Origin of the sequence: Actinokineospora spheciospongiae (assembly GCF_003182415.1) — a bacterium.
Classification (GTDB): Bacteria; Actinomycetota; Actinomycetes; order Mycobacteriales; family Pseudonocardiaceae; genus Actinokineospora; species Actinokineospora spheciospongiae.
The window spans coordinates 415929-431393 of record NZ_QHCP01000003.1 but is presented as its reverse complement, the minus strand read 5'-3'; the positions used below and the strand labels follow the sequence as shown (position 1 = coordinate 431393).

The window sequence follows — 15465 nt, the reverse complement described above, 5'->3', positions numbered from 1 at the left end:
GGTGACGATGAGCCGCCGTGTCTCGCTGTTCCTGCTGGCCTTCGGCGTGTGGTCCTGGATCATCTGGCCCACCTTCCTTGGCAACATCTGGGCCGACGAGCGGTCCTTCGACCCGTCCGGTGCCCCGACCGGGTTCCTGGTGGTGCACGTCGTGCTCACCGCCGCGTCCCTGTTGTTCGGCACGACGATCGGCGTGCTGGGCTGGCGCGGTTTCGCCGCCACCCGGCGCAAGGCCGCCTGACCCCGGTCGATCCGCTTTGCGCCCTGGTCAGCGGGCCTGTGGACAACTTTTCGCGCCGATCGCCGGATCTCCCTACCCTGGATCGCACAAGGATTCGCAGGGGTTTCGCAGGAGTTCCGGGGGGTGATCGCGGTGCGTGGGCTGCAACTGCTCGTGGCCTTCTTCGTGGAGGTGCTGGCCTTCCTGGCCCTCGCCTGGTGGGGGTCGCGGGTGTCGTGGGTGCTGGGGGCGGTGGTCCTGGTGGTCGGGGCCTCGGTGTGGGCGCTGTTCCTGGCGCCCCGGCCGCGCCACCGATTACCGCGGTCCGCCCGGCTCGGCCTTCTGGCGCTGGTCTTCGCCGGTGCCGTGGTGGGCTTGGCCGTGTCCGGGTGGTCTGTCGGCGCGGTGGTGCTGGGCGCGGCGGCACTGCTGGTGCTGGTCAGCGAGGTGGTGTGGCCGAGGTCGGTTACCCATGGGTAATGTCAGCCCATGCCCGAGGGTCGCAAGTACGACGTCGTCCTGTTCGGCGCCACCGGCTTCACCGGTGGCCTGACCGCCGAGTACCTGGCGCGCCACGCGCCCGCGAAGCTGCGTTGGGCGCTGGCGGGCCGCAACCAGGCCAAGCTGGCCGAGGTGCGGCTGCGGCTGGCCGCCATCGACCCGGTGCTGGCCGAGCTGGACCTGCTCCCGGCCGACGTCACCGACCCGGCCTCGCTGCGGGCGGTCGCGGAGGCGGCGCGCGTGGTCATCACGACCGTCGGGCCCTACATCCACTACGGCGACCCGCTGGTCGGGGCGTGCGCGGAGGCGGGCACCGACTACGTCGACCTGACCGGCGAGCCGGAGTTCGTCGACCAGAGCTACCTGCTGCACCACGAGCGGGCGGTGCAGACCGGGGCCCGCATCGTGCACTGCTGCGGCTTCGACTCGATCCCGTACGACCTGGGGGTGCACTACACGGTCAAGCGGTTGCCCGAGGGCGTGCCGCTGCGCGTCGAGGGCTTCGTCCAGGCGGGCGGCACGGTCTCCGGGGGCACGTTCCAGAGCGCCATCACCGCCTTCGGCCGGATGCGGTCGGCGGCGCGGGCGGCGGGCGAGCGGCGCAGGCGCGAGGGCAGGCCCGAGGGGCGCAAGGTGCGCGGTGTGCCCATGCGGCCCACCCGGGAGGGTTCCCTGGCGCTCTGGGGATTGCCCGCGCCCACGGTGGACCCGCTGGTCGTCCTGCGCTCGGCCCGGGCGCTGGAGCGCTACGGCCCGGACTTCACCTACGGCCACTACCTGGGCTTCAAGCGGCTGCCCGCGATGGTCGGCCTGACGGCCGGGGTGGGGGCGCTGTTCGCCCTCGCCCAGGTACCGCCCGCGCGCACCTGGCTCCTGGGCCGGATGTCCTCCGGTGACGGGCCGAGCGCCGAGCAGCGGGAGAAGGGGTGGTTCCGCGCGCGCTTCGTCGGCACCGGTGGTGGCAAGCGCGTGGTCACCGAGGTCTCCGGTGGTGACCCCGGCTACGGCGAGACGGCCAAGATGCTCGGCGAGTCGGCCCTGTGCCTGGCCTTCGACGAGCTGCCCGCGTCCTCGGGGCAGGTGACCACGGCCGTCGCCATGGGCGACGCCCTCACCGACCGGCTGATCGCCGCGGGGATCAAGTTCGCCGTCGTCGAGGGCTGACCGGACCGGCCACACTCGGCCACACCCGGCAACACCGTCTCAGTATCCGGCCTTCGGCTGCTTCGGGAGGGGGATTCGCCGGTCGGGCGGGTTCTCGTCGGCCGGGTGTGCGACCGGCTTTTCCGTCCTTTCGCGGCAGAAAGCGATCCCGCCGGTCGCAAACCGACCTGGATCGCGCATGCTCCGGCGAGTTCTGACTGGACACGGGAGGTGCGGATCGCGGTGTGATCCGGCCTGGTTTCAAAGAATGAGGCGCCGGACGCCAGGTTCACCGGGAGGGTGTTCTCGGTTCTCCCGGTCGGGCGGACTGGACCGCGAAACAGTCGCTGACGAGTCCACAATGGTTTCACCTGTATCCATAACTGAAATGTGCGCACCGTTGGCACAGTTGCGCCATGAGCTTCAAGGGCCTCACACACCCTTACGACGGCAGCCGGGCCTGCTCCCGGATCTACCTGTTCGGCCACACGTTCCGCTGGGCCAAGGGCGACCGGTACGTCGCGGTCATGCGCGGGACCTGCGTCGAGCAGCGGCGGTTCCTGATCATCGAGGACCGGCTGCGGCCGCCGGTGCTGGAGGGACCGCAGCCGCTGGTCGACGCGATCCCGGCCACCCACGGGGACTGGTCGGACACCGACCTGCTGCGCAGCATGGCCGAGAACTGGGCGCGCCGGAGCGGCCGTGCCTGACCACCTGTCCCTGGAGCAGACCGACCTGGTGACCGCGCTGGTGCGGCTGCGGGACAAGACCGGCGAACTGGTCGTGCGGGCGACCACCGAGGGACCGTCGGGCTGCCCCTGGCTGGAACTGGCGGACATCCTCGACACCGCCGCCCGGCTGTGCCGCAACCAGGTGGTCATCGACGGCGCAGTCGACTGAGGACGTCCACAGTGGAGTCTCCAGTTCCCGCCGCCCGGGGCCGGGTGGGCGCTACTTCCGGCGGCGCCAGAGCAGGGCCAGGCCCGCCCCGACGCCGACCAGTCCGAGCGCCTGCCTGGGCTTCGGGCGGCCCGCGACCTCGACCACCGGGCGGATCACCGCGGGCGCGGGCGGCTGGACCGGCTCGGGGACGATGTTCTCCTTGGCCGTGGCCGTCCACGCGGTGATGAACAGCAGGAACCGCGACACCAGGTTGGCGAACACCAGCAGACCCACGATCGGCCCGACCAGCGCGCCCAGCGGCCCGCCGAGCACGGTGCTCAGGTAGAGGGTTCCGACGAGCTTGAGGATCTCGAACCCGACCGCCGCGGCGGCGGCGCCGCGCACCGCGCTCTTGACGCTCACCTGCCTGCGCGGCAGCCGGGCGATCACCCAGAGGAACACCAGCCAGTTCGCGCCGAGCGAGAGCGCGGTGGTGACGACGAACAGCAGCACCCGCGCCACGGTCGACCCGCTCAGCCCCACCAGGTCGAGCAGCGTGTCCGCCAGGCCGCTGCCGACGGCGCTGAGGCCGAACGAGACGGCCAGCGCGGCGCCGAGGCCGAGCAGCGACAGCAGGTCGACCAGCAGGCCGCGCAGGAACGGCGGCGACTCCAGCTTGTGGCCCCACTGGGCGGTGAGCGCGTCGCGGAGGTTGCCCATCCAGCCGAGGCCGGTGTACGCGGCGGTGACCAGGCCGATGACGCCGACCTTGCCGCGCTCCTCGATGGCGGTGTCGACCAGGGTGTCGATCAGGTCCTTGAGGTTGGGCGGCGCCGCCTCGGAGATGCCCTCCTGGAAGCTCGCCAGGGTGGAGGGCTCCCCGGCCAGCACGAAACCGAGCACCGCGAAGCCGACCAGCAGCAGCGGGAACAGCGAAAGCACGCTGAAGTAGGTGATCGACGCGGCGAAGTGGTTGCCGTACCGCTCGGTGAACGCGTTGTAGGCCCGGACCAGGTGGTCGATCCCGGGGCGGGCCCGCAGCCGGGCGAGCTTGGTTTCCGGCTTGTCGGCGGTTTTCCCCGCGCTCTCGGTCACCACCGGAAATCTATTGCCGCACCGGCCCACCCGCAACGCGAAATGAATTCACACCGATCTCAGGGCCGGGCGAGGAAACCCACCCGGTCGTACACCCGGCTCAACGTCGCCGAGGCCACCTCGCGGGCCCGGTCGGCGCCCCTGGCCAGGATGCGGTCCAGCTCGGCCGGATCGTCCAGGTAGGACTGGACCTGGTCGCGGACCGGCGTGGTGAAGTCGGCGACGGCCTCGCCGAGTTCCTTCTTCAGGTCGCCGTAACCCCGGCCTTCGAAGGAGTTCTGCAAATCTTCGACCGTGCGACCGGTCAGCGCGGAGAAGATCGACAGCAGGTTCGACACACCCGGCTTGTTCTCCGGGTCGTAGACGACCTCGCGGCCGGTGTCGGTGACCGCGGACCGGATCTTCTTCGCCGAGACCTTCGGGTCGTCGAGCAGTTCGATGATCCCCGACGGCGTGGACGCCGACTTGCTCATCTTCGCGCCGGGTTCCTGCAGGTCGTAGATCTTGGCCGTGTCCTTGAGGATGTAGGGCTCCGGCGGGAGGAACGTCTTGCCGAAGCGGCTGTTGAACCGCTGCGCCAGGTCCCGGGTCAGCTCCAGGTGCTGGCGCTGGTCCTCGCCGACGGGCACGTACTGCGGCCGGTAGAGCAGGATGTCGGCGGCCTGGAGGATCGGGTAGGTCAGCAGCCCGACGCTGACCGCCTCCTGCTTCGCCGACTTGTCCTTGAACTGCGTCATCCGCCCGGCCTCGCCGAACCCGGTGAGGCATTGCAGCACCCAGCCCAGTTCCGCGTGCTCGGGGACCTGGCTCTGCACGAACATCGTGGTGCGCTCGGGGTCGAGCCCCAGCGCGAGGACCTGCGCGGCGGAGACCCGGGTGCGCTTGCGCAGTTGCTTCGGGTTCTGCTCGACGGTGATCGCGTGCAGGTCGGCGATGAAGTAGAAGGCGTCGTGCTCGTCCTGCAGGGAAACCCACTGCCGGACCGCGCCGAGGTAGTTGCCGAGGTGGAACGAGTCCGCTGTCGGCTGGATGCCCGACAGGACGCGCGGCTTGCGCTCGGGGGTGCTCTGCGCGGGGGTGCTCTGCTCGGTCGACACGCGTGGATTCTCCCAGTACCCGCTCGCGGGACCGAATACGGCCTAGCGGTCGGCGGGCTCGACCGCGACGCGCGCGGTGGGCACGGTCAGCGGCACGACGACCTGCTCGACGCGGGCGTTGGCGGCGACCACCGGGGCCTTCTTGCGGCGCAGCAGCCCGACGACGATCCCGCCCACACCGACCACCACGGCACCGATGCCCACGGCGCCGATCGGCATCCCGACCGCGCTCTGCACCGGCACGGACTCGGCGACCGCGGCGTTCGCGCCGAGCATCAGCAGGGCCGACGTCGCGCCCGCGGTGCAGGCCACCCGGCCACCCAGGGTCTTCCGTGATGCTGACAAAGCCGAACCGTCCCTCGATTGGGTTAAACCCACTTGCGGACCAGAAAAGAAACTACCGAATGTGTCAACCCCGCCCGGCGTGGGTATCACTATCGGATGTCTCTGGACCATAGCGCTCGCCGAATGGCGTAGCGGGTCCGGGGTGGCCGTCACCACACCCACCGCGTGCGACCGGGCGCTCAGCGTCACCGGGTCAGCGGCTGTAGACCACCGTCAGCGGGGCGTGGTCGGACCAGCGCTCGTCGTAGGTGGCGGCGCGCTCCACCTCGGCGGACTTGGCGCGGACGGCGAGCCCCGGGGTGGCCACCTGGTAGTCGATGCGCCAGCCGGAGTCGTTGTCGTACGCCTTGCCCCGGTAGGACCACCACGTGTACGGCCCGGGGCCGTCCGGGTGCAGCAGCCGCTGCACGTCGCGGTAGCCCGCCTCGTCGAACACCCGACCCATCCACGCGCGCTCGCCCGGGGTGAAGCCGGAGTTCTTGCGGTTGGTCTTCCAGGCCTTGAGGTCGATCTCCTGGTGGGCGATGTTCCAGTCACCGCAGATCAGCACATCGCAAGCGCTTGCCGCGGCCTTGGCGCGCAGCTCGATCAGGTACGGCAGGAAGGTCGCCATGAAGCGCTCCTTCTGCTCCTGGCGCAGCGTGCCGACCTCGCCGCTGGGCAGGTACAGGCTGCCGACCACCAGACCGGGGAACCACGCCTCGACGTAGCGGCCGCTGGCCTCGAACTCCGGCACCCCGAAGCCGACCCGGGTGGCCGTGGGCTCCGCGCGGGAGTAGATCGCCACCCCGCTGCGCCCGCGCAGCAGCCGCGACTCGGCGTGCACGGTGTGCCAGCCCGGTGGGGAGGCCAGCTCCTCCGGCAGGTCGGCCGGGTCCGCGCGCACCTCCTGCAGGCACACGACGTCGGCTTCGGTGGCCTCTAGCCACTCGGTGAAGCCCTTCTTCGCCGCCGCGCGCAGCCCGTTCACATTGACCGTGGAGACCGTCGTCACGCCGACAGCCTAAATGGCCGCCCTCAGCCGCAGTCGCGGCCCGCCATCGGCCTCAGGAACTCCGACGAGGCCCACCGGTCGTCACCGAGCTGCCGGAAGCCGTTCTGCACGGTCTTGCCCGCGTCGGACTCGGCGCCCAGCCTGAACTTGCCCACCACCTCGGCGGCGCCGTCCGGGGCGACCCGCACGTTGAGCACGTCGGCGGTCACCTCCACCCGGCAGGTCGTGTCGGTCTGCCCGGTCTCCGTGCTGCCCGGCGGCGCCTGGCTCGACGAGTACACGACGATGACGGCCAGGATTCCGCCGCCGATGAGCAAAGTCCGCTTCGGCAGGACCACGTCGCACACTCCCCACACCAGGTCTGCAAGTCCGTGCCCACGGTCGCGCACCGACCCCGCCGCGCGCCAGTCCCCGTCCGCCGAACCACCCGCAGGGGCCAACCCGGCGTCACGAAGCGTGAAGGCCCCCGGCGCGGTGCGACGGGGGCCTCCGAGCGAGCGGGCCGGGAGATCAGGCCATCTTCTTCTGCAGGTTCTCGTCCAGGGTGCCGAGGAACTCCTCGGTGGTCTGGAACGCCTGGTCCTTGCTGATCAGCAGCGCCAGGTCCTTGGTCATCTTGCCGCTCTCGACGGTCTCGATGACAACCTGCTCCAGCGACTCGGCGAAGCCGATCACCTCGGGGGTGCTGTCGAGCTTGCCGCGGTGGGCCAGGCCCCGGGTCCAGGCGTAGATGGACGCGATCGGGTTGGTCGAGGTCGGCTTGCCCGCCTGGTGCTGGCGGTAGTGCCGGGTGACCGTGCCGTGCGCGGCCTCGGCCTCGACGGTGCGGCCGTCCGGGGTGGACAGCACCGAGGTCATCAGGCCCAGCGAGCCGAAGCCCTGCGCCACGGTGTCGGACTGCACGTCGCCGTCGTAGTTCTTGCAGGCCCAGACGTAGCCGCCCTCCCACTTCATGGCCGCCGCGACCATGTCGTCGATCAGGCGGTGCTCGTAGGTGAGGCCCTTGGCGTCGAAGTCGGCCTTGAACTCCTCCTCGTAGACGCGCTGGAAGATGTCCTTGAAGGCACCGTCGTACGCCTTGAGGATGGTGTTCTTGGTCGACATGTAGACCGGGTACTCGCGCTGCAGGCCGTAGGACAGCGAGGCGCGGGCGAAGTCCTCGATGGACTTGGTGAAGTTGTACATGCCCATCGCCACGCCGCCGTCGGCGCCGTAGTTGGCCACGACGTGCTGGATCGGCTCGGAGCCGTCCTCCGGGGTGAAGGTGATGGTCAGCTCACCGGCGCCGGGGACCTTGAAGTTGGTGGCCTTGTACTGGTCGCCGTGGGCGTGGCGGCCGATGATGATCGGCTTGGTCCAGCCCGGCACCAGCCGCGGGATGTTGGAGATGATGATCGGCTCGCGGAACACCACGCCGCCGAGGATGTTGCGGATCGTGCCGTTGGGCGAGACCCACATCTTCTTGAGGCCGAATTCCTCGACCCGCGCCTCGTCCGGGGTGATGGTGGCGCACTTGACGCCGACGCCGTGCTTCTTGATGGCGTTGGCGGAGTCGATGGTGACCTGGTCGTCGGTGGCGTCGCGGTGCTCGATGCCCAGGTCGTAGTACTCGAGGTCGACGTCCAGGTAGGGGTGGATCAGCTTGTCCTTGATGAACTGCCAGATGATGCGGGTCATCTCGTCGCCGTCGAGTTCGACGACCTTCCCCTGGACCTTGATCTTGGCCATGAGCCGCGGTGCTCCTCTCGCCCTGCTGACTTCGCGCACTAAGCGGTACAAGCGTACTGCTACCCCGGCGCGCGGCACGTGCATGTGTGCACGGTCACCTGGACACGGATCGTAGGCCGTCAAGGTACCTTGACAGCATGGACACCTTGGAGATCCCCGGGCACCGCGGCTCGGTCACCGCCGACCGACCCGCCTGCGACTGCGGCTGGCTCGGCGAGCAGGGCCCGGAGGCTCCCGAGCGCTGGTGGCGCCACGCCATCGGCGCCGCCGACTCCGAGCCCCCGTCGTGGCTGCTGGTCAAGTCCGACGTGCTGCGCGACCAGGTGGTGGACATGATCTCGACCAGGCCGGAGGTGGCGCTGAAGCTGCTCGCCGAGGTCGACCGCTGGACCCGGCCGCTCACCGAGCGGGCCGTGGCCGCCGCCCGCGGGCGCGGCGCCACCTGGGCGGAGGTGGGCACCGCGCTGGGGGTGAGCAGGCAGGCCGCGCACGAGCGCTTCCGCGAGGTCGAATAGGCCACGCGCCCTCCACCGCCCGGGCGTCGCGTTGGCCGCCCGGGTGGGTGACGGCGCGGTTCACTCGGCGGTGAGGTCCAGCCACTCGTCGCGGAGCATGGCGTAGACGGCCTCGTCGGCCCAGCGGCCCTTGACGAACTCGTTCTCCCGGAACCGGCCCTCGAAGCGCATGCCGAGGCGTTCGAGCAGCCTGCCGGAAGGGCGGTTGTCCGCGTCCAGGCGGGCGTAGACGCGGTGCAGGCCCAGCCCCTCGAAGCCCAGCCGCACCACCTGGATCGCGGCCTCCCCCGCGTACCCGTGGCCGTGGTGGTCGGGGTGGAAGGCGTAGCCGATCTCGCCGCTGGAGTGCTCGGCGCTGCGCCAGACCAGCACCACGTCGCCGATCAGGGTGCCGGGGTCGGCGAGGGTGACGGCGAGCCGCAGCACGTCACCGGGTTTCTCGATGGCGCTGTGCCCCACCCACTCGCGCAGCAGGACCTCGGCCTCGTCGCGGGTCCTGGGTCCGGAGTACAGGTAGCGGGCCACGTCCTCGCGGCCCTGGATGTCGGCGAACGCGTCGAGGTCGGACTCCTGGAAGGGGCGGAGGACGAGTCGGCGGGTCTTGATCGGAAACTCGGGTCGGAGCACGTCGGTGATCCTAGGATGGTGTGCCGACATTTCGAGGGGGATGCAGCAGGTGTCAACCGGACCGACGCACGCGATGAGCGGGCTGGCCGCGTGGGCCGGGGTCACCGCCCTGGCCACCGGCAGCGCGGTGGGCAACCTGTCCGCCAAGGGCTGGCTGGTGGGGGCGGTGCTGGCCACGGGCGCGGCGCTGCTGCCCGACCTCGACCACCCGGAGTCCACGGTGTCGAGCACCTTCGGCCCGGTCACCGCCGCGGCCTCCAAGCTGATCAACGCCATCAGCCACGGCGTCTACCGGCTCACCCGCACCAAGCGCGACTCCAACCGCGACGGCGGCCACCGCGGCCTGACCCACACCCTGGTCTTCGCCGTGCTCGCCGCGGTGGTCACCACGGCCACCGTCCAGACCAGCCGCTCCTGGGCGCTGCCGCTGCTGATGTTCTTCTTCTGCGGCCTGGCCGTGCGCGGCATCCTGCACAAGTGGTCCCCCCGCCACGACGCCCTGTGGATCACCGGGACCTCCCTGCTGCTCACCTACGCCTGTCTCAAGTGGACGGACCAGACCGACGCCGACGCGGCGGCCTGCGGCGTCGCCGTCGGCATCGGCTGCATCGCCCACTACTTCGGCGACGCGATCACCGAACAGGGCTGCCCGATGCTGTGGCCGGTCCCGATCGCCTGGAAGACCTGGTACCCGGTCGCCCCGCCCAAGGTCATGCGGATGCGCACCGGCGGCAAGGTCGAGATGGCCGTCGTCGGTCCCGTCCTCACCGTCGTCGCGGTGTGGATGTCCGCGATCGCCCTCCAGCGCACCGGTGTGGTCCCGTTCCTCGAGCACATCCCGCTGACCCCCTGGGCCTGAGCACCCCTGGCTGCGTCACACGCGCCGACCGGATTCCGCGAACGCGGCTAGCCTGCGTGGGTGAGCGCGGAGGACCTGGCCGCCGAGCGGATCGGGGCGGTGCGGGATGACGTCGGGGCCCGGTTTCGGCTGGCGGGCGAGTTCTACCGGTCGCCGGGGCGGCGGCGCTTCGCCAGGGGGGAGCTGAGCTTCCTCAGGTGGGAGCTGCAACGCGGGGTGCTGGAGCCGCCGGGGGCGACGCGACCGGGCAGCCCGTGGTGGCGGGCGGTGAACGAACGCCTGCTGCGCGACAAGGTGGAGGCGGACGTGCTGCGCCCCGGCGAGCGGGCGTCCTCGCGGGCGGTGGAGCTGTGGGTGGCGTTCACCCGGCGGCCGTCACCCGAGACGTGGTACCGGGCGCACAACGCGAGCATCGTCGCGGGCTACCTGGCCCACCAGGACCTCGCCCGCCGGGAGGTGCCGCTCGAACGACTGATGATCAACGTGTCGCTGCTGCGCGCGCTGTACGCGCACGCGCTGGTGGCCGCACCGGGGCTGGCGATGGGCCGGATCGGCGCGGTGACGCGGTTCCTCGGCGATCCGCGGTTCGGCACGGTGGGACTTTTCCTCAACCTTTGCCGGGTGTTCCCCCAGCGTTACCCGGTTCGGGACATGTCGCTGCCGGAGCTGATCGCCGCCGAACGCGTGCTGCCCCGGCTCCTCGACCACGGGGTGATCTGCCCCCGCCTGACCGACCTGTACGCCTTCGCCGCGTCGACCCTCGACCAACCGGGGGTAGCTGAATTCGTCGTGAACGAGGTGCCCTGCTACGCCGACCCCCCGCAGGACTCCTACGCCTGGCACATCGAACACCCTGACCTGGCACTACGACTCGTCCGCGGCGTGACGAAACCCGTTCGCTGAGGCCGGGTTCGGGCGCGGGCGGTGCTTGACCGATCACGCGCGTGATCTTTAGGCTGCGCGCGGACGTCTACTCGAGGTCTCGTCCGTTCGGGGAGGTTTCGGGTGCGGCAGACGGATTCTTTCGGCACCGGTGAACTCGGTGTCCCGCAGGGGATCGCGCACACCACCGTGCAGGTCGGCGTCGGGCCGCCCAGCGGTGACGTGCGCGCGAAAGTGCAACGGGCCATCGGCCATCCGGTGCAGCGCGCGTGGCCCAAGTGGTGGCTCAAGATCACCATCAGTGTGCACGCGGTGCTGGTCTTCGCCCAGGCGGTGATGGCCGGGCAGTACCTCGCGGGTGACTACGGCTTCCTGGAACAGCACAGCGTCAACGCCATGGTGATCGGTGTGGTCTGCGCGGGCACCGTGGGCGCGGCGTACTTCGACCGGCGGTTCAACGCGGCGACGGTGTGGCCGCTGGTGGCCGCGGTGCTGCTGTTCCTCGCCGACATCGGCCAGATGGCGGCGGGGGTGTGGCGGTCGATGGCGCTGCACGTGCCGCTGGGGGTGGCGGTCACCGTCGCGGTCGTGTTCCAACTGGTGTGGGTGTGGCGCAAACCGGCGGCGGCGTGAGCACCGTCGACCGCAGGCGGTTCCTCGGCCTGTCCGGGCTCGCGGTGGTGGGCGGCATCGCCTCGGTCGGCATCGGCACCGGCTTCTCCTTCGGCCGGGTCCTCAACGGCAGCGGTGAACCCGGGGTGCTGGTGCGCAGCGGCGCGCACCTGCCGCCCGCGTTCCGGCGCCCGCTGCCGATCCCCCCGGTGCTCCGCCCCACCCGCTCGGACACCGCGACGGACTACTACGAGATCACCCAGCGGGCCGCGGACGTCGAGTACCTGCCGGGTCTGCGCACCCCGTCGTGGACCTACAACGGCTCGTTCCCCGGCCCCACCCTGATCACCCGGTCGGGCCGGCGGGCGGTGGTGACCCACCGCAACGAGCTGCCCCGCCCGGTCGTGGTGCACCTGCACGGCGGCCACATGCCCGCCGACAGCGACGGCTACCCCGGGGACACGATCCTGCCCGGGGACGGCTCGTCGGTGTCGCACGACATGTCGGTGCCGGGAAACCCGGTCGTCGGCAGCCGCGACTACGTCTACCCGGGCAAGCAGCGCGCCGCCACCCTCTGGTACCACGACCACTCCATGGGCTTCACCGGCGCGACGGTCTACCGCGGCCTCGCGGGCTTCCACCTGGTCCGCGACGACGAGGACGACGCGCTGCCGCTGCCCAAGGGCGACCGCGACATCCCCCTGATGATCACCGACCGCTCCTTCGCCGCCGACGGCCAGTTCGCCTACCCGTCGCTGGCCCCCAACCTCACGGTCCCCGGCGTCACCGACGACCACCTCAACGGCGTCCTCGGCGATGTCGTCCTGGTCAACGGAGCACCCTGGCCCGCCCTCCCGGTCGACCGCCAGCGCTACCGCTTCCGAATCCTCAACGCCTCCAACTGCCGCCGCTACGGCCTCCGGCTGGACCCCCCACCCCCCGACGGCGACCCCACCTTCACCCAGATCGGCTCCGACGGCGGCCTCCTGTCCCGCCCCCTGACCCACGAGTCGATCGACGTGGCCCCCGCCGAACGCTTCGACGTCGTCCTCGACTTCGCCCGCTACGCCCCCGGCACGAGGGTGCGCCTGGTCAACACCCTCGCCACCGACCGCACCGGGGAGGTCATGTGCTTCGACGTGTCGGACCGGACCCCGCAGGACACCACGGCCATCCCGGACGAACTGTCGTCAGTGGAGTACCTCGACCCCCGCCAAGCGGTCCGAACCAGGGAATTCCTCTTCCAGAGCCAGAACGGCGACCCCGGCTGGAGCATCAACGGCGAGCCGTACACCCCCGGAACCGTCCTGGCCCACTCCCGCCTGGGCGACCTGGAACTGTGGCGCTTCACCTCCGACGTCCACCACCCGGTCCACGTCCACCTCAACCACTTCCAGGTCACCCGCCGCAGCAACGGCGGCCCCGGCCCGTACGACGCGGGCTGGAAGGACACGGTCGACCTGCTCCCGGCGCAGGCCATGGAGGTCGCCATCCGGTTCACCGACTACCCGGGCCGCTTCGTGTTCCACTGCCACAACCTCGAACACGAGGACATGGGCATGATGGCCGACTTCACCACCATCTGACCCGGCTCGGCCCGACCTAGCTCGGCCGCGCCCCCACGGCGTCCCGGATCTGACCCCCCAACTCGGCGGCGCCTTCCCGGGCGCAGTGCGCGCAGCAGAAGAACTGCCCGGCCACCTCGACCCCGTGCCCGAGGATTCGGCACCGGCAGTGCTCGCACACGGGCGCCAACTTGGTCGCGGCGCACTCGAAGCTGTCGAAGGTGTGCACCTGCCCACCCACGGTCCGCACCTCGAAGGCCATCCAGTAGTCGTTCCCACACGTGTCACAGGTAGCCACGGAGCCACTCCTCTCAGTCAAGAGGCAGCCTGTGCCCCCCAGCCGACTCCGGCAACCGCTGTCCCCCATCGGGTTACTTCACCGGTCTTGTGCCGTGCAGTCTCAGTGCTGTGTCAACCAGTGGGTACACTCGTCACACTTGGCAAGTTGCCACTTCATCTGACAATATGACACTTTGACACCCTCAAGTCTCGTCGCGTACGCTCAGTGACATGCACACGCACTTTCTCTGAGCTGCGGCGGCGACCGGCACCTGTGGAGTAGCGATGGAGTTCGCCGTGGCCCTGCTCGCCTTCGCGCTCGGCGCGGTGCTCACTTTCTTCCTGGTGCGCCAGTACTACGCCACCCGCTTGGAAGTCCAGCGCCTCACGCACCGCGCGGAAGTGGACCGCATCTCCCACTTCAAGAACAACCAGAAGTGACCGGGGTGCTGTCGTGAAGTTCACCCAGGCCGAATACCGCGTCCTCATCGATGAGTTGCGCAGGCTCCGTCGCGGCCCTGGTCTCGCCGCCCAGCGGAGGATCGCGCTTGACGCCCTGTCCGCGGTTCCCCTCGAGGCCGTCGACACGGCTGACGCGGTCCAGGGGAGCTTGATCGCAGCGATCCACACGGCCGCCGAGCAACTGGCACCCGAATTCGCCACAGCCGCGCTGACAGCGCTCGGCCTCCACCCGCAGTACGCGGACGAGCAACTGGGGGAACGCATCCAGTTGCTCGCCCGAGCCACATCGCATTCCGAGCGCACCATCCAGCGTCGCATCGATGACGCGTTCAGCCAGCTCGCCAACGCCTTGATGAGCCGGACCGTCACGACCGGCTCCGACCACGCCAACCGCGAGGAGAAGTGGGAGAACGCCCACATCAAGGTGAACGTCGTCTACGGCGGCCAGAACGTGGTCGACGTCTTCGAGACCCGCGAGGTCGTTGCGCTCGACGACGGCCTGGCCCTGCTCCACCTCGGCATCACCGCGCCCGCCAGGGCGGATCGCTCCTCGACCGCGATCGAAGAGTTGGAGATCCACGCCATCCAAGGTGGAACGATCGTCGAAAAGCAAGCAGAGACCAACGCCAGGGTGGGTTTTTGGCTCAAGCTCCCCCAGCCACTCGCCGCCGGGGAGCGACACGAGTACACGATCCACGTGCGCGTTTCCGAGAACTCCATGAAGCCCTACTACATCTGCGAACTCCGCCGCCGCTGCGCCAGTTTCAAGCTCAACGTCAAGTTCCACACCCCTCCTGCCGAGGTCCAGCTCCTCTCCGAGGAGTTCCAGGCCGACGTCAGCGACGAGACGATCAAGTTCCCCTCGGTCCCCATCAATTCCGCGGGCGAGGTCAATGCGGAATTCACCAGCCTCAGCCCCGGCCTCGTCTACGGCCTCCGCTGGGTCGATTCCCCCCTTTCGGGCCATTCCGCGCCCCGGTAGCCCTCGCACTCCTCGGCGAGCAGTCAACGCCAGTTGGCTAGCCGGCCAGGAAGATCACGTCCGGTTCGCCGCGCGCAACCGGGACCTCCAGCACCTCCACCGCCGAGAACGCCGTCCTCAGCCGCGCGACGAAAGCAGCACTCGCGGCGGCGCTCCACACCGCCAGGACCCCGCCGGGGGTCAACCGCGAGCGGAGCATCCGCACGCCCTCCACCGAGTACAGGCTCGCGTTGTCCTCCCCCAGGGTCCAGTCCGGGCCGTTGTCGATGTCCAGGCACAGGGCGTCGAAGGTCTGCGGTGAATGGGGGAGCCAAGTGGTGAGGTCGGCGGGGACGCAGTGGGTGCGGGGGTCTTCCAGGAGGTCCTGGTTGCCCAGGTGGGTTCGGTTCCAGGCGATGACCTGTTCCTCGCGTTCGACCACCGTCACCTCGTGGACGCGGGGGTGGGTGAGGGCCGCTCGGAGGGAGAAGCCGACGCCCAGGCCGCCGATGAGGAGGTGGGGGCCGGGCATGCGGTCGGCCGCGGCGGTGATGAGGAGGCGTTCGGATTCTCCCGCGCGGGTGTCCATGAGGAACATGCCGTTGGCGATGATCTCGTGGTGGGCGCCGTCGCGGCGGAGGACCAGTTCGCCGCAGTGGCCGGGGGCTCTGGCGATGGTGGTCTTGTCGTTCATCGGG

The 15465-nt window shown here is 70.2% G+C and carries 21 protein-coding genes; 12 read left to right on the top strand and 9 right to left on the bottom strand.

Annotated elements, in window-relative coordinates:
* The first annotated feature begins 1 nt into the window (after position 1).
* From DFQ13_RS09545 to DFQ13_RS09525, 5 genes are all read left to right on the top strand, one after another.
* The gene (locus DFQ13_RS09545) at positions 2-241 is read left to right on the top strand and encodes an SCO4848 family membrane protein (RefSeq protein ID WP_035284660.1); all 240 of its coding nucleotides are present in this window, start codon (positions 2-4) and stop codon (positions 239-241) included.
* A 123-nt stretch (positions 242-364) separates the two neighbouring features.
* Positions 365-700 (top strand): DUF2568 domain-containing protein, encoded by a 336-nt coding sequence (locus DFQ13_RS09540; RefSeq protein ID WP_181399903.1) that lies wholly within the window; start codon positions 365-367, stop codon positions 698-700.
* A 9-nt stretch (positions 701-709) separates the two neighbouring features.
* The gene (locus tag DFQ13_RS09535) at positions 710-1885 is read left to right on the top strand and encodes a saccharopine dehydrogenase family protein (RefSeq protein ID WP_110079519.1); all 1176 of its coding nucleotides are present in this window, start codon (positions 710-712) and stop codon (positions 1883-1885) included.
* Positions 1886-2280: 395 nt separating this feature from the next.
* Positions 2281-2574: a hypothetical protein gene (locus DFQ13_RS09530; RefSeq protein ID WP_052021375.1), complete on the top strand. Its 294-nt coding sequence runs from the start codon at positions 2281-2283 to the stop codon at positions 2572-2574.
* A complete protein-coding gene (locus DFQ13_RS09525; RefSeq protein WP_035284657.1) occupies positions 2567-2764 on the top strand; it encodes a hypothetical protein in 198 nt (65 codons plus the stop codon). The genes DFQ13_RS09530 and DFQ13_RS09525 overlap by 8 nt, the downstream gene beginning before the upstream one ends.
* A gap of 51 nt (positions 2765-2815) precedes the next feature.
* Here DFQ13_RS09525 and yhjD read toward each other — a convergent pair whose 3' ends face one another.
* The 6 genes from yhjD to DFQ13_RS09495 form a co-directional block, all read right to left on the bottom strand.
* The gene (gene yhjD / locus DFQ13_RS09520) at positions 2816-3841 is read right to left on the bottom strand and encodes an inner membrane protein YhjD (protein WP_035284762.1); all 1026 of its coding nucleotides are present in this window, start codon (positions 3839-3841) and stop codon (positions 2816-2818) included.
* 59 nt (positions 3842-3900) lie between these two features.
* Entirely contained in the window at positions 3901-4938 is a 1038-nt protein-coding gene (gene trpS / locus DFQ13_RS09515) for a tryptophan--tRNA ligase (RefSeq protein ID WP_110079518.1), read from the bottom strand.
* Between the two features lie 42 nt (positions 4939-4980).
* Positions 4981-5283: a hypothetical protein gene (locus tag DFQ13_RS09510; protein WP_146241182.1), complete on the bottom strand. Its 303-nt coding sequence runs from the start codon at positions 5281-5283 to the stop codon at positions 4981-4983.
* A gap of 193 nt (positions 5284-5476) precedes the next feature.
* Complete coding sequence (locus tag DFQ13_RS09505; protein WP_110079516.1) at positions 5477-6277, bottom strand: exodeoxyribonuclease III; 801 nt, start codon at positions 6275-6277, stop codon at positions 5477-5479.
* Between the two features lie 23 nt (positions 6278-6300).
* Positions 6301-6615 (bottom strand): hypothetical protein, encoded by a 315-nt coding sequence (locus DFQ13_RS09500; RefSeq protein WP_110079716.1) that lies wholly within the window; start codon positions 6613-6615, stop codon positions 6301-6303.
* A gap of 172 nt (positions 6616-6787) precedes the next feature.
* Positions 6788-8005, bottom strand: a complete 1218-nt coding sequence (locus DFQ13_RS09495) for an NADP-dependent isocitrate dehydrogenase (RefSeq protein WP_110079515.1) — start codon at positions 8003-8005, stop codon at positions 6788-6790.
* A gap of 137 nt (positions 8006-8142) precedes the next feature.
* Here DFQ13_RS09495 and DFQ13_RS09490 point away from each other — a divergent pair, with 137 nt between their 5' ends.
* Positions 8143-8520, top strand: a complete 378-nt coding sequence (locus DFQ13_RS09490; RefSeq protein WP_052021373.1) for a hypothetical protein — start codon at positions 8143-8145, stop codon at positions 8518-8520.
* Between the two features lie 60 nt (positions 8521-8580).
* Here DFQ13_RS09490 and DFQ13_RS09485 read toward each other — a convergent pair whose 3' ends face one another.
* Entirely contained in the window at positions 8581-9147 is a 567-nt protein-coding gene (locus DFQ13_RS09485; protein WP_035284653.1) for a GNAT family N-acetyltransferase, read from the bottom strand.
* Positions 9148-9196: 49 nt separating this feature from the next.
* Between DFQ13_RS09485 and DFQ13_RS09480 the strand changes: the two genes are divergently transcribed.
* The 4 genes from DFQ13_RS09480 (at position 9197) to DFQ13_RS09465 (ending at position 13086) form a co-directional block, all read left to right on the top strand.
* Positions 9197-10006, top strand: a complete 810-nt coding sequence (locus DFQ13_RS09480) for a metal-dependent hydrolase (RefSeq protein WP_181399901.1) — start codon at positions 9197-9199, stop codon at positions 10004-10006.
* Between the two features lie 60 nt (positions 10007-10066).
* On the top strand, positions 10067-10909 hold the full coding sequence (locus DFQ13_RS09475) for a hypothetical protein (RefSeq protein WP_110079513.1): 843 nt from the start codon (positions 10067-10069) through the stop codon (positions 10907-10909).
* Between the two features lie 102 nt (positions 10910-11011).
* Entirely contained in the window at positions 11012-11521 is a 510-nt protein-coding gene (locus DFQ13_RS09470) for a hypothetical protein (RefSeq protein WP_110079512.1), read from the top strand.
* Positions 11518-13086, top strand: coding sequence for a multicopper oxidase family protein (locus DFQ13_RS09465; RefSeq protein ID WP_110079715.1), 1569 nt, complete (start codon positions 11518-11520; stop codon positions 13084-13086). Before DFQ13_RS09470 ends, DFQ13_RS09465 begins: the two co-directional genes overlap by 4 nt.
* Positions 13087-13102: 16 nt before the next feature.
* On the opposite strand, the gene DFQ13_RS09460 is transcribed toward DFQ13_RS09465, so the two are convergent.
* Positions 13103-13363, bottom strand: a complete 261-nt coding sequence (locus tag DFQ13_RS09460; protein WP_035284650.1) for a Prokaryotic metallothionein — start codon at positions 13361-13363, stop codon at positions 13103-13105.
* Positions 13364-13629: 266 nt separating this feature from the next.
* On the opposite strand from DFQ13_RS09460, the gene DFQ13_RS33685 reads away from it, so the two are divergent.
* Entirely contained in the window at positions 13630-13785 is a 156-nt protein-coding gene (locus DFQ13_RS33685) for a hypothetical protein (RefSeq protein ID WP_181399900.1), read from the top strand.
* A 13-nt stretch (positions 13786-13798) separates the two neighbouring features.
* Positions 13799-14788: a hypothetical protein gene (locus DFQ13_RS09455; RefSeq protein WP_110079511.1), complete on the top strand. Its 990-nt coding sequence runs from the start codon at positions 13799-13801 to the stop codon at positions 14786-14788.
* 37 nt (positions 14789-14825) lie between these two features.
* Here DFQ13_RS09455 and DFQ13_RS09450 read toward each other — a convergent pair whose 3' ends face one another.
* Positions 14826-15461 (bottom strand): spermine/spermidine synthase domain-containing protein, encoded by a 636-nt coding sequence (locus tag DFQ13_RS09450; protein ID WP_110079510.1) that lies wholly within the window; start codon positions 15459-15461, stop codon positions 14826-14828.
* Between the last annotated feature and the right edge of the window lie 4 nt (positions 15462-15465).